We start from the raw sequence: 13587 nt of genomic DNA, 5'->3' as shown, positions 1-13587 counted from the left end.
GTTCTAATCTTATTAGATTACAATAAACACCTCATACATTAATGGAGAGACACACCTACCAGACAGGCATCATCGGAAACTGCGCTTTCCTTGCTCACGTGAATAAAAATACAAATATAGATTGGTTATGCTGGCCAAGATTTGATAGTTCTTTTGTATTCGGAGGATTATTGGATAAAGAGGCCGGCGGAGAATTTTCTATTCTTCCTCACGGCGAATATACATCTGAGCAAAATTATCTGGAAAACACAAATATATTAGTTACAGAAATCAGCAATGACGAAGGTAAATACAGAATAACAGATTTTGCACCACGTTTTCATCAGTATGAAAGATTCTATAAACCACTGATGCTGATCCGTAAAATAGAACCTATAGAGGGTAATCCAAGAGTTAAAGTAAGTTGCAGACCTGTTTTTGATTATGGAGAAGGAAAACAAACCGGTTCCAGAGGAAGTAACCACATCGCTTTTACTGGTGATGAGAATGATATGCAGCTGAGCAGTAATATCTCACTGTCATATATCGAAGATGAGAAGTATTTTGCCCTGAATGACACAAAATACCTGATCCTTACCTATGGATACAAACTTGAAGCCCCAATTGAAAGTACTGCCGAACGTTTTTTGATTGAGACCAGGAAATACTGGAGAACCTGGATTAAACATTCCACTATCGCTGGTTTTCATCAGTCGCTCGTTATCAGATCTGCACTGGTTTTGAAAATACATCAGTATGAAGATACAGGAGCAATCATTGCAGCAAGTACAACAAGTTTACCGGAATCACCGGGAAGCACGCGTAACTGGGATTACCGTTACTGCTGGATGCGTGATACCTATTACGTGATTACGGCACTAAATCATATCGGACATTTCGAAGAGATGGAGCGTTACTTTAACTATATCACCGATATCTCGTTCAGAGATGATGAACGCTATCAACCGCTTTTCGGAATCGCCGGAGAAAGAGTATTAACGGAACGGATCCTGACTAACCTGAAAGGGTATATGGGCAATCAGCCTGTACGTGTAGGAAATCAGGCCTATGAGCATATTCAGAATGATATCTACGGACAGGTATTGATTTCCATGCTGCCTTTATATACTGATAGCAGGTTTATTTATAGTGAGCGTAAAGATTCTACCAAATGGCTGGATTACCTGCTCCGCAAGATAGAGCATACGATTAACGAGAAAGATGCAGGTATCTGGGAATTCAGAAACCTCGCCAACATGCACTGTTATACCAACCTGTTTCAGTGGGCAGGTGCAAAAGCGGCTTTGAAAATGGCAACAACTATCGGGAACCAGGAGTTTGCAGAACGTGCACAAAGTTTGATGGACCGTGCTGCTGCACATATAGAGGCTTGTTATGATGAAGAGCGAAAAGTATATAACCATGCTGTGGGCAGTGCCCATCTTGATGCGAGTACTTTACAGCTGATCTTAATGAATTATCTTGATCCGGACTCTCAGCGGGCTAAAGACCACCTGATTGCACTGGAGCAGGAATTAAAGGGCAAAAATGGTCTGTTCTACCGTTATCGCCATACTGACGATTTTGGAAAACCCAAAACTACTTTTCTGATCTGTGCATTCTGGTATGTAGAGGCTTTGGCTATTGTAGGAAGAGTGGATGACGCGGTAAGAGAATTTGAGTCTCTGGTTCAATATGGTAATCATCTTGATCTGTTTGCTGAAGACATTGATGAGAACGATGGCAGTCAGTGGGGTAATTTCCCGCAAGCTTATAGTCATGTAGGCTTAATGAACGCTGCACATAGAATAGCAATTAAACTGGACAGGCCTGTATTCTTTTAAGAAAACAGGCCTGTCCAAATATTCAAAGGGATTTTTTACTTATACCCTATGCGGTGTTGCTGCATAAAGTGTTCTTAAAAAGTCCCTTACTTCTACAAAATTCCTCAGATAATACTTCGCTGCCGAAATATTACTACCAACCTTGATGGTATAAGCTTCATCCGGTAATGCCTTAAAGATGTCTTCATCTGTATGGTCATCGCCGAAGGCAATAATAAAATCGGGATGATTTCCATAAAGCCAGTTTAGTGCGGCCTTTCCTTTATTGACTTCAATATTCTTAAATTCTATGACTTTATTCCCGGGCATCAGCTGAAGTCCTTTATCTGCTACAGTCACTTTCAGGTGATTGATGATTTCATTAGCCCTCAATTCGCCCAGCCCTTCTTCAACTTTCCGGTAATGCCATACCAGGGAGTAACTTTTATCCTCAATAAATGATCCAGGAGTTCTGTCAGTATAAGTATCCAATACTGTCCTGACCTCATGTTTCCACTTGTCAGTCAGTAAAGGCAATGATTTCCATTCCTCCTGATAATGTTTCTGCCAGGCACCATGTTCTGCAATTAAATCCAGTTTCAGGTGACCAAACCATTCTTCCAGTGTTTCGTGTCTGCGACCGCTGATGATGACTACCCTGTTTGCCGGATCTGCAGATAAATTTTCAAGAATCTGATACAATTCCTCGTCAGGCGAAGCCCTGTCAATATCTCCATTGAAACCGACCAGTGTACCGTCATAATCAAGAAAAATAAACCTGTCTGCTGCCCCTGTATAGGCTCTTCCAATTTCTTCTCTTACTGCAACTACTGCATGTTTAGTTAATAACGACTCCTGCATCTGTTTCACTTCTTCTAACTTATCCATAAAATTTTTCACCCAAAGGTGTATATCAAATTTTTTAACCAACCCCCGCATAACATGCATGCGCCTCTTTTGTTCCTCCAGCGGCATGCTGACTGCCTTAACAATCGCATTCATTACATCACCTATATTATTAGGATTAACGATCAATGCATCATTTAACTCTTTTGAGGCACCTGCCATCTCACTTAAGATCAGTACACCCGTGTCATCTGTCCTGCTGGCTACGTACTCTTTACTCACCAGGTTCATCCCGTCACGCATAGGCGTAACAAGACATATATGGGCAGAGGAATAGAGCGCCGATAAAAATTCTATTGGAAATGAACGGTAAAAATAATGAACAGGTAGCCAGTTCAGTGTCCTGAAACGTGCATTGATATTTCCCACCAGCTGATCAATCTGATCCCTTAATTCTTTATACTGGGGAACAGTGTCTCTGGAGGGAACAACAATCATATACAATGATAATTTATCTACATACTCAGGATGCACCTGCAATAACAATTCATAGGCCTGTAACCGCTGTAGAATACCCTTGCTGTAATCCAGCCGGTCTATTGTCACAATCACCTTCCGGTCCTGAACGGACTCTTTAAATGACTCTACATATTCCTTTACCAGAGAATCTCCAATCAGATTCTCAAATTTCTCCGCATCTATACCCATCGGGAATGACTCTACAACAATTTGTCTGTCATTATGCGTAATCACGTTATCAGAAATTTTTGCACCCGATAATCTGGATGCGGCACTCAGAAAATGTCTGACATCATCGAAAGTATGGAAACCTAATAAGTCGGCCCCAAACATCCCGCTAATCAGTTCCTCTCTCCAGGGAATTAACCTGAAAATCTCATAAGAAGGAAAAGGGATATGCTGAAAGAAACCGATGATTACATTCGGCTGAGCTTTTCTGATCATATAAGGTAACAGCAACAGCTGGTAATCATGTATCCAGATCGTATCCCCTTCATTCAAATGGGCAAGCGTTGCTTCCTGAAATTTACGGTTTACACTTTTGTAGAAATCCCAATAGTTTTGTTCAAAGTTTGCATAGGTAACCATATAGTGGAATACGGGCCACAATACTTCATTGGAAAATCCTTCGTAATAGAGATTGATTTCTTCTGCACTTAAAAAAACCGGGATCAGGTTTAATTCAGCCAGTTGTTTGGTCACTTCTTCCTGCCGGTCTTCCGGGACATCAATTCCGGGCCATCCGATCCAGATGTTACCGCCCTTTTTATAAACTGAGCCTAAGCCTGTGGCTAATCCTCCTTCACTCGGACTAAGGAGATATTCCCCGTCTTGTTCTACTATTTTAACGGGTAAGCGATTTGATATTATTACTGTCTTGTTTACCATATTATACTATAAATAACTTTTCCTGCTGAGGATTGTTTTCCTTTTTTGTTTTCCTGAGGAAAAAGGAGGTTGAAATTACATGTCACACAGCCGGGCAATTTGTTAGCAATAGCCTGATTGTTAGTAAATAAACAACAAATATTTAACGTATCTTTAATGTAAAGACCTTATTTTTAGGAAACCTGATTACGGGTTGTTTATCTAACACCTTAACGTATGACCTGGAAAAAATTCAATGGCGAAATCATCCATTCGTCAATTATAGAAGAAGTAGAACAAGCGATTATCAGGGAAACTGAAAACGGCTATCATTTGAAAGTTTGTATAGGAACAGATTCACAGGTTAAAGGTCCGCTGACAGATTTTGCAACGGTGATCGTCTTGCTCCGAGAACACCATGGCGGATTTATGTATATCCATCAGGAGAAAACGACCCAGAAAATGAGCATCAAGGAAAGAATGCTGATTGAAGTACAAAAATCAATTGAAACCGCTTATGCAGTTTGCGATCTGCTTGATTTGTATGATGTAGACCTGGAGGTACATGCGGATATCAATACCAATCCTATGTTTAAATCCAACAAGGCATTAAATGAAGCAATGGGTTATATCCTGAGCATGGGATTTATTTTCAAAGCTAAACCGGAAGCTTTTGCCAGTTCTACCTGTGCAGATAAAATGGTGCATTAGTTTTTGATAACTACCAGCTTTTTGTAGAAACAGATGGCTTTGCTTTGGGCTGAACCACTATTTTTTTGCCTGCAGACAAATACTGTTTAAAGTCCTTCGCAAATAAATCTGCTTGTTTACTTGCCGCAGCGATATAGGATGTCCATTCAGCTGCATTTAACTTTCCAGGCTCTCTTTCCAGCGGAATGCCTTTAACAGTTGCCGGAACGTAATTAGCATACCGGTCTCGCTTATACGCGATAAAAGCAAAGTCAGTCATCCAGAATCTGTATTTCCCTTCTTTGATTTCAAATACAAAATTATACAGCACTTCGCCAGACGGGCGGGTGAGCACAAAAGCCGTTTTACTGATCAAAAATTTACCCGACGCAGTGAGCTGATCTTTATTCGATTTTACCCCATCCAGTTTTTTTGCGTTTAAAAATTCTTTCGCCCTGATTTGCAGGGAATCGGCAGGCGCCGTATTTTTTTCTACCACTTCATAATAAATATATTTCCCTCTCTCATCAAGCGGCATCAGCTCCGCCACGGTACTGGTCTGTGCCAATACGGGCAGACAGAACAAAACAGTCATTATAAATAAAAACCCACCAGATCTTACGATCTGATGGATGTTTTTAGAGGTATCAAATTTAAAAAGCATATACAGCAGCTAATGAGAATTGGGAAGCAGTTTTTGTTGGATCGAGATTGTTCTTAATGAATTGAGATGATGATCCATTATCAAATCTGATCTCCGGGATAAATGTTAATCCTCCGGCTTTCAGGTTAGCTGATAAAGTTAATGCCACTACTGACTCCCCGGGAGGAACAGTGGATATTGTAGCGGCGTTTACATCTGACTTGGATTTAAAATACTCCCCTCTTAAACCTAAAGAGAAATTAGTGGTGAACGCATTTTGTGCATACAATGCAACACCGCTATATCCGCCATTATCATTGGAGATGGAATAATCTGCAGCATTCAGTCCAAGTTTTACACTCTCCGTCACCTGGTAAGAGGTAGTCAGGTCATAAATTGAACCCGTTCCAGGTGCTCCGGCAGATTTGCCAGTTAATACGTTCAGATAAGCGGTCCATCCTTCAACAGGAGACAACGTTAACTGTGCACCAAAATGCGAAACGCCATTATCGTCACTATATACATTCCAGTCATTGAACAGGCCTACCATTAAAGCCACTTTGGGCGAAAATGTGTAGTTGGCCTTGATTCCGGCATTCTGAAACGGGCCGCTCGTAAAAAGATAAGAAGTCGAATAATTGTAATTGCCGGTTGGCGCAATCACTTCATATCCGATAAACGTACCCATATAACCTGCTGTCATTGAAAATTTATCAGTAAAAGCGTAAGATGTATATAAATTCTGAATATGAAAAGAATTCCTGTCATCTGTAGCATCACCTGTCGGTATAGAAGCATACTGACCTCTTGGCCCAAAAGACAATTCACCTACAAACGAAGCTTTACCAGTTGTTTTTTTCAGGGCAAGGTCAATCATACCCAAAGAAACAGAGTTTTGATCGTTCGCAAAACTGGTACCGATATTCTGTTTTTTAGAAAAATCGTACTTATAATAAGTATCTGCAGATCCGGAGATCTGCAGAGGTGAAGAAGTTGTAGTTTCCTGAGCGTAAGTGGCTGCGCTCATTGACAGGGCAGAAATTGTGAAGAGTGATCTTAATTTCATATTAGTTTTGGTTGAGGTTGATAATTTAGACGATTGAATACAGGTTACGGATTGTGGTCCATTTCCGCACCTGTAGAAGCAACTACTAAAGTACCCTGAGAGTATTTTTCGTTGTGCTGACTTGCATCTAGTCCTAATTCTTCTTCTTCAGAAGTTACACGAATTGGCTGAATCAGATTAACCAGTTTGAAGATGATGAATGAAACAACAAAGCTGAATACAGCTACAATCACCACACCTTTCAATTGTGTAAAGAAGAAATCCGGATTTCCGTAAAACCATCCGTCAACACCTGCAGAGTTAACCGTTTTAGTCGCGAACACACCAGTAAGCAGCATACCAACTATCCCACCTACACCATGACAAGGGAATACATCTAAAGTATCATCCAGACTGGTTTTTGATTTCCATACTACAGCAAGATTAGATATAATAGCCGCAGCAGCACCGATAAATATACTTTGTGGAATAGCTACAAAACCAGCACCCGGAGTAATGGCCACGAGACCAACAACTGCACCGATACAGAATCCCAGTACAGAAGGTTTTTTACCTCTCAATACATCAAAGAACATCCATGAAAGACCGGCAGCACCTGCCGCAATATTTGTTGTTGCGAAAGCTGATACCGCAAGACTGTTCGCGCCTAATGCAGATCCAGCGTTAAAGCCGAACCAACCGAACCATAATAAACCTGTACCGATCAATACATAAGGAATATTTGCAGGAGGTATTTCCTGATGGTCCTGGTGAACTCTTCTTCTTTTCAATACGATGGCACCGGCAAGGGCGGCCATACCAGCAGAGATATGTACAACTGTACCACCAGCAAAATCCAGGACACCCATTTTAAACAGGATGCCGTCAGGATGCCAGGTCCAGTGTGCCAGCGGTGAGTACACGAAAATTGCAAATAAAACAATAAATAAAATATAAGATGTAAAGCGAATACGCTCCGCCACAGCACCAACTACCAGTCCTGGTGTGATGATGGCAAACATCAATTGAAAAAGAGCAAATAAAGTAAGCGGTATGGTTGGGGCAAGACTCCAGGCCGGACCTGAATTTACACCCTGAAAGAACATAAAGGTTGAAGGATTACCGATCAATCCATTAATGCTGTCTCCAAAGGCAAGACTAAAACCAACAACTACCCAAAGTACACTGATTACACCTGCAGATACGATACTTTTGATCATCGTAGAAAGTACATTTTTTCTGTGAACCATACCGCCATAGAAAAATGCTAATCCCGGTGTCATTAAAAACACCATTGCAGTTGCAACTAATATCCAGGCAATATCAGAAGCATTATATTTACCCTCATCAAAATTCGGATGCAGGGGTATAAATAATGCCGCAATTGCTACTATCGCCAAGATAGCAAAGGGGATGACCTGTTTAAATAAAATTTTACTCATAATTACTTGATTTTTTGGTTTAAAAAATAGTTTTTAATGCTTTGAATTATGAAAATACAAATAAAATTGAACTTTTTACAATATTTGACCCATAATATTCAAAACAAAAAGAATTTTCGGCTGTTATTTTACATTTATACAATGAGAAATCGTTTACATTTTGCGATTTTTTGATTTTATCCTTTCCAAAAAGCATTTTTTAACGGTAATTTTAAAAAAACTCAAGAAATTATGCGAAACTCATTTTTGAAGATTAAATAAAAAAAATTATAAACATTTTTATCAACATTCTGTTTATAAGAGATATCCATTCATCTGGACACCTCATATTATCTATGCAAGCATATCATCTTAAATTCTCTCAAAGTGTTCCGGTCAGTGTTGCCGAGGCATGGGATTTTTTTTCATCCCCAATGAATCTTGCGAAGATTACGCCCAAAGAAATGGCCTTTACGGTCACCTCAGAGCTAAACCAGGAAGAGAAGATGTACCCGGGAATGATTATCACATATAAAGTTTCCCCGCTGGCAGGTATTAAACTGAACTGGATGACAGAAATCACTCAGGTGGCTGACCAGCAGTACTTTATTGATGAACAGAGATTTGGCCCATATCAATTCTGGCACCATCAGCACCATTTCAAACAAATACCGGGAGGCGTCGAAATGAATGACATCCTTACATATGGTTTACCCATGGGTATATTCGGCCGAATAGCCAACAGCCTGTTTGTCGCAAATAAACTACAACAGATATTTGACTACAGGAAGAAAAAAGTGATCGAATTATTTGGAGACTATACTACAGCTTCCGGAATATAAGCGGAACCTTGTATAATTCCTCTCTTCTCAATTTCTTTATCAATATAAGTCTGAATAGCAGATTTATTCAAGCCCCAGTTCGGCGCAATTAATAAATCCCAGTCAGATATACCAAATAAACGCTGAATGACAACATCGGGTCTGAGCAAGGGAATCAGTTTACATAATAAATCAGTATATTCTTCAAGGGAGAACAATTTAAATGGTGCCTTTTTATATTTCGCACCCATAATTGAGCCTTCAACAATGTGTAAATGATGAAATTTAACAAATTTGATCTTTGGAAATTTATTGATCTCATGGATATAATTGAGCATCATGTCTTCAGTTTCCCAGGGAAAACCGAAAATAGTATGTACACATAAATCCAGTTTACTGTTGTCCAGCAACTTAACGGCAGCAACAAATTCAGCGTGACTGCAACCTCTGTTAATCTGATCTAAGGTATCATCATAAATCGATTCCATACCCATCTCCAGATCTACGTCAAAGCGATCGGCGTAACTTTCCAGCAAGGCAACCTTTTCTGCATCAATACAATCCGGACGTGTTCCTACAGAAAAGCCGACTACATCCCCGGTATTGATCGACAAAGCTTCGTCATACATCATTTTCAAGTAATGCACCGGCGCATAAGTATTGGTATTGGGCTGAAAATAAACAATGAATTTATCTGCTTTATAAAAACCCTTTCCACGCTCCATACCCTGCTCCAGTTGTTCGCGGACAGTAGGTAGTTTTCTGGAAAGTTCAGGTGTAAAGGAATCGACATTGCAATAGGTGCAGCCTCCGTAACCTTTACTGCCATCACGGTTAGGACAAGTAAACCCGCCATCAACAATTACCTTAAACACACGCTGACCTTTATATTTTTCTTTAAGGTGTGTGCCGTAATTATTATATCCTTTTATGCCTAAATCCAGTGGAGTTCCCAATTGCTTCTTTTTTTGGCAAAAATACAGCTTTTAATTTAAAACTGTGTCGTCTTTAGGTTTGGAAAAATAATATACCGGAATTCCTGCCAGCATGATCAGTACTCCCCAGCCACAGGTGTTTAGTCGCGTAATCAATAAGGCAACACAGATAGCAGTCGCCACAATAATATAAATGAAGGGAAGAACAGGGTAGCCAATCGCTTTATAAGGACGTTCAGCGTCAGGCATTTTCTTTCTAAGGATAAAAATACCATAGATGGTCAGGATATAAAAAATGATCACAATAATCATCACGAAATCCAGTAGTGCTCCGTATTTACCGGTCAGACACAGTACCGAAGCCCAGATACACTGAAACCAAAGTGCCCAGGCAGGAACACCTGATTGATTGAGTTCGGCCGCTTTTTTAAAGAAAAGACCATCATTGGCCATCGTATAGTAAACCCTGGCACCAGCCATAATTAATCCGTTATTGCAGGCAAAAGTTGATATCATAATCATTAAAGCAATGATCGTAGTTCCTATGGGACCAAATATATATTGTGCAGCTACCACTGCTACCCTATCCGATTTTGCAAAAGCAATATCATTTAAGGGCATCACGGAGATATACATCAGATTGGCAAGAATATAAATGACGCTGACAATGAATGTTCCCAGGAAAAGACTGAGACCCACGTTTCTCTGCGGATTTTTAATTTCTCCGGCGATGAAGGTTACACCCACCCAGGCATCACTTGAAAACAAAGATCCCACCATGGATGCCGCAATACCGGAAAGCAGGGCTCCTCCACCTATCACCATCCAGGATCCGCTCTCTTTATCGAATGCTCTCGTATTCCAGGCATCAGCCCAGTTGGCATCCCATACCTCAGTGTTGGCAGCAATAAAAAAGCCTCCAAGAATCAGTCCGGCAAGGGAAAGTATTTTAATCAGCGTTAAGATCGTTTGCAACATCTTTCCGTTTTTAACCCCGCGGCTATTGATATAAGTCAGCAAAATTATAGTCACGATAGAAACCAGCTGAGCAGCACTGAATTCAAATCCCTGGATATGAAACAAGATATTTTTTTCACTCAGCGGCTCATACAGATAAGAGGCAAACTTGGAGAAGGCCACACCAACAGCCGCAATGGTACCTGTTTGTATGACAGCGAAAAAGCTCCACCCATATAAAAATGCAATCAGCTTATTGTATGCTTCTTTAAGATAAACGTATTGCCCGCCGGCTTTTGGAAACATGGCGCTCAATTCTCCATAACTCACAGCAGCAATTACAGTAATCAAACCAGACAATACCCAGATCAGTATCAGCCAGCCGGCAGACCCGACCTGACGGGCGATATCTGCACTTACAATAAAAATACCAGACCCGATCATTGATCCTACAACCAGCATTGTACCATCTAAAAGTCCTAATTCCCTTTTAAAAGAGCTGTCCTGATTTTCGTTATTCATATTGTTATTTGTGATTTGAATTAAATTGCGTTAGAATCATGGGCTAAGATATTTAAAAATATCAGAATAAAAATAGCAGAAAAGGTCATCTGGCCTATTTTAGTATTCTGCTGGTTGATTCAATTGATGATTTATTTGGCAATGAGAGAAACTCTCTTAAATTTGTATAACGCTCTATCTTAATAACCTGCAACCAAATATAAACTAACATATGAATTTTTTACAGCACAACTTAATTTATTTTATTCCGCTTTTCGGGTTAATTGGAATACTTGTAATGGCCATACAAAGTGCCTGGGTTTCAAAGCAGGATGCCGGGGACAAAAACATGTCTGAACTGGCCGGCTACATCGCCGATGGTGCGATGGCTTTTCTGAAAGCAGAGTGGAAAGTACTAACCTACTTTGTGATTATTGCAGGCATTTTATTGGGATGGTCAGGCACCATGAAAGGTACACCTTCCACCCCGATACATTCCAGTCCCGTCATTGCCATTGCTTTTTTGCTTGGAGCCGTATTTTCTGCCTTTGCAGGATATATAGGCATGAGGATCGCTACAAAAGCTAATGTCCGTACTACACAGGCAGCAAGAACCAGTCTGGCGAAAGCGCTGAAAGTATCCTTTACAGGCGGCACCGTGATGGGCTTCGGTGTTGCAGGTCTGGCCATATTCGGACTCGGCGGTTTATTCATCGTGTTGTATCATACATTTGTACATCCCGGAACTGCGGGTTCCGCTGCTGAATTGAAAAAGACGATTGAAGTACTGGCAGGATTTTCTCTCGGAGCAGAAAGTATTGCACTGTTTGCCAGAGTTGGCGGTGGTATTTATACCAAGGCTGCAGATGTGGGGGCCGACCTGGTAGGAAAAGTAGAAGCGGGCATTCCTGAAGATGACGTGAGAAACCCTGCTACTATTGCAGATAATGTAGGAGACAATGTAGGTGATGTAGCAGGCATGGGAGCAGATTTATTTGGTTCTTATGTGGCGACCATATTGGCAACCATGGTGTTGGGACAGGAAATCGTATCTGTTGACAACTTTGGCGGTATGGCACCGGTGTTATTGCCTATGCTGATTGCGGGTTTGGGGCTCATCTTTTCCATCATCGCATCTGTATTCGTGAAAATCAACAAGGAGACCGACAGTGTACAGAAAGCTTTAAATATAGGTAACTGGCTCTCCATCTTACTTACTGCAGTCGCCGCCTACTTTGCTGTAAAATGGTTATTACCACCGGTAATGTCTATTCGCGGTTTTGAATTCACACCTGATGCGGTTTATTACTCCATACTTGTCGGACTCTTAGTAGGTACCCTGATGAGTTTTATCACAGAATATTATACCGCGATGGGCAAACGACCTGTACAGTCCATTATTAATCAGTCCTCAACCGGGCATGCGACCAATATTATCGGCGGGTTGTCTGTCGGTATGGAATCTACTGTCCTTCCTATATTAGTGCTGGCAGGGGGCATTTACGGTTCTTATTATTTTGCTGGCTTTTACGGTGTAGCTATTGCAGCAGCAGGGATGATGGCCACTACAGCGATGCAACTGGCAATCGATGCTTTTGGTCCTATAGCAGATAATGCAGGCGGCATTGCAGAAATGAGCGGTCTGCCGAAAGAAGTAAGAGAGCGGACAGATAACCTGGATGCGGTCGGAAACACCACTGCGGCGACAGGGAAAGGATTTGCAATCGCTTCAGCGGCCCTAACTTCCCTCGCATTATTCGCGGCATTTGCAGGCATATCGGGGATTACCTCCATAGATATCTACAAAGCTGATGTACTGGCCGGTTTGTTTGTGGGTGGGATGATTCCCTTCATATTTTCTTCCCTTTGTATTTCGGCAGTGGGGCGTGCAGCGATGGCCATGGTGCAGGAAGTACGGCGTCAGTTTAAAGAAATACCGGGAATTATGGAATATAAGGCGAAGCCTGAATATGAAAAATGCGTTGCCATCTCTACAGATGCTTCCATCAGGGAAATGATGCTGCCTGGTGCAATTGCTATCGTTGTACCTATAGTAATAGGCTTTATATTTGGTCCTGAGGTTTTAGGCGGATTGCTGGCAGGGGTAACAGTTGCCGGCGTGCTGATGGGCATTTTTCAATCCAATGCAGGCGGCGCATGGGATAATGCAAAAAAATCATTCGAAAAAGGAGTACTCATTAATGGTGTAATGGAATATAAAGGATCCGAACCACACAAAGCTTCTGTTACCGGGGATACGGTAGGTGATCCGTTTAAAGATACCTCCGGCCCATCCATGAATATCCTCATTAAACTCATGTCTATTGTCTCTTTAATCATCGCTCCGCACATTGCAGTAAGTATTGTGAAGGCAGGAAACACAGAAGTACGCAGAGAGATCAGTATTCTTAAACATACTAACGCTTTAGGTGTCCAAAAAACAGATACGCTGAAGAATATCACCGATACACTGACAAATTATTAGTAATTATGTATTATTGTTAGTAATAAAAGGGATTCTTGTGAGAAATCCCTTTTAT

10 protein-coding genes are annotated in these 13587 nt (G+C 41.1%); 4 read left to right on the top strand and 6 right to left on the bottom strand.

Translation table 11 applies throughout. The features are described 5' to 3' along the window. Positions 1 to 41: 41 nt before the first annotated feature. Positions 42 to 1823: a glycoside hydrolase family 15 protein gene (locus OQX62_RS04120; protein WP_265830125.1), complete on the top strand. Its 1782-nt coding sequence runs from the start codon at positions 42 to 44 to the stop codon at positions 1821 to 1823. Positions 1824 to 1862: 39 nt separating this feature from the next. On the opposite strand, the gene OQX62_RS04115 is transcribed toward OQX62_RS04120, so the two are convergent. Further along, positions 1863 to 4055: a bifunctional alpha,alpha-trehalose-phosphate synthase (UDP-forming)/trehalose-phosphatase gene (locus OQX62_RS04115; RefSeq protein ID WP_265830124.1), complete on the bottom strand. Its 2193-nt coding sequence runs from the start codon at positions 4053 to 4055 to the stop codon at positions 1863 to 1865. A 216-nt stretch (positions 4056 to 4271) separates the two neighbouring features. Between OQX62_RS04115 and OQX62_RS04110 the strand changes: the two genes are divergently transcribed. Further along, positions 4272 to 4745 carry a ribonuclease H-like YkuK family protein gene (locus OQX62_RS04110; protein ID WP_265830123.1) on the top strand — a complete coding sequence of 158 codons (474 nt, stop codon included), beginning with the start codon at positions 4272 to 4274 and terminating at the stop codon, positions 4743 to 4745. A gap of 10 nt (positions 4746 to 4755) precedes the next feature. Here the strand turns inward: OQX62_RS04110 and OQX62_RS04105 are convergent, their stop codons facing one another. From OQX62_RS04105 to OQX62_RS04095, 3 genes are read right to left on the bottom strand one after another with little or no spacing between them, the layout of a single operon-like run. After that, a complete protein-coding gene (locus tag OQX62_RS04105; protein ID WP_265830122.1) occupies positions 4756 to 5388 on the bottom strand; it encodes a DUF4468 domain-containing protein in 633 nt (210 codons plus the stop codon). Continuing rightward, the gene (locus OQX62_RS04100) at positions 5378 to 6433 is read right to left on the bottom strand and encodes a porin (protein ID WP_265830121.1); all 1056 of its coding nucleotides are present in this window, start codon (positions 6431 to 6433) and stop codon (positions 5378 to 5380) included. Before OQX62_RS04100 ends, OQX62_RS04105 begins: the two co-directional genes overlap by 11 nt. Positions 6434 to 6477: 44 nt before the next feature. Further along, positions 6478 to 7854, bottom strand: coding sequence for an ammonium transporter (locus OQX62_RS04095; RefSeq protein ID WP_265830120.1), 1377 nt, complete (start codon positions 7852 to 7854; stop codon positions 6478 to 6480). A 335-nt stretch (positions 7855 to 8189) separates the two neighbouring features. On the opposite strand from OQX62_RS04095, the gene OQX62_RS04090 reads away from it, so the two are divergent. Next, positions 8190 to 8675, top strand: a complete 486-nt coding sequence (locus OQX62_RS04090; protein WP_265830119.1) for an SRPBCC family protein — start codon at positions 8190 to 8192, stop codon at positions 8673 to 8675. On the opposite strand, the gene OQX62_RS04085 is transcribed toward OQX62_RS04090, so the two are convergent. After that, positions 8651 to 9610, bottom strand: a complete 960-nt coding sequence (locus OQX62_RS04085) for a TIGR01212 family radical SAM protein (protein ID WP_265830118.1) — start codon at positions 9608 to 9610, stop codon at positions 8651 to 8653. The two genes, OQX62_RS04090 and OQX62_RS04085, sit on opposite strands and share 25 nt — an antisense overlap. Before the next feature lie 30 nt (positions 9611 to 9640). After that, positions 9641 to 11068 (bottom strand): APC family permease, encoded by a 1428-nt coding sequence (locus OQX62_RS04080; protein WP_265830117.1) that lies wholly within the window; start codon positions 11066 to 11068, stop codon positions 9641 to 9643. A gap of 211 nt (positions 11069 to 11279) precedes the next feature. On the opposite strand from OQX62_RS04080, the gene OQX62_RS04075 reads away from it, so the two are divergent. Next, positions 11280 to 13532, top strand: coding sequence for a sodium-translocating pyrophosphatase (locus OQX62_RS04075; RefSeq protein WP_265830116.1), 2253 nt, complete (start codon positions 11280 to 11282; stop codon positions 13530 to 13532). The last annotated feature ends 55 nt before the right edge of the window (positions 13533 to 13587 follow it).

Source organism: Pedobacter sp. MR2016-24 (assembly GCF_026239655.1).
GTDB lineage: Bacteria > Bacteroidota > Bacteroidia > Sphingobacteriales > Sphingobacteriaceae > Pedobacter.
The sequence above is the reverse complement of the archived record's forward strand: the minus strand, read 5'-3'. Positions and strand labels throughout refer to the sequence as shown.

Bases quoted from the DNA above. Each gene is read 5' to 3' on its own strand.
- OQX62_RS04080 (WP_265830117.1), bottom strand. From the start codon at position 11,068: ATGAATAACGAAAATCAGGACAGCTCTTTTAAAAGGGAATTAGGACTT.
- OQX62_RS04120 (WP_265830125.1), top strand. From the start codon at position 42: ATGGAGAGACACACCTACCAGACAGGCATCATCGGAAACTGCGCTTTC.
- OQX62_RS04115 (WP_265830124.1), bottom strand. From the start codon at position 4,055: ATGGTAAACAAGACAGTAATAATATCAAATCGCTTACCCGTTAAAATA.
- OQX62_RS04110 (WP_265830123.1), top strand. From the start codon at position 4,272: ATGACCTGGAAAAAATTCAATGGCGAAATCATCCATTCGTCAATTATA.
- OQX62_RS04095 (WP_265830120.1), bottom strand. From the start codon at position 7,854: ATGAGTAAAATTTTATTTAAACAGGTCATCCCCTTTGCTATCTTGGCG.
- OQX62_RS04075 (WP_265830116.1), top strand. From the start codon at position 11,280: ATGAATTTTTTACAGCACAACTTAATTTATTTTATTCCGCTTTTCGGG.
- OQX62_RS04100 (WP_265830121.1), bottom strand. From the start codon at position 6,433: ATGAAATTAAGATCACTCTTCACAATTTCTGCCCTGTCAATGAGCGCA.
- OQX62_RS04105 (WP_265830122.1), bottom strand. From the start codon at position 5,388: ATGCTTTTTAAATTTGATACCTCTAAAAACATCCATCAGATCGTAAGA.
- OQX62_RS04090 (WP_265830119.1), top strand. From the start codon at position 8,190: ATGCAAGCATATCATCTTAAATTCTCTCAAAGTGTTCCGGTCAGTGTT.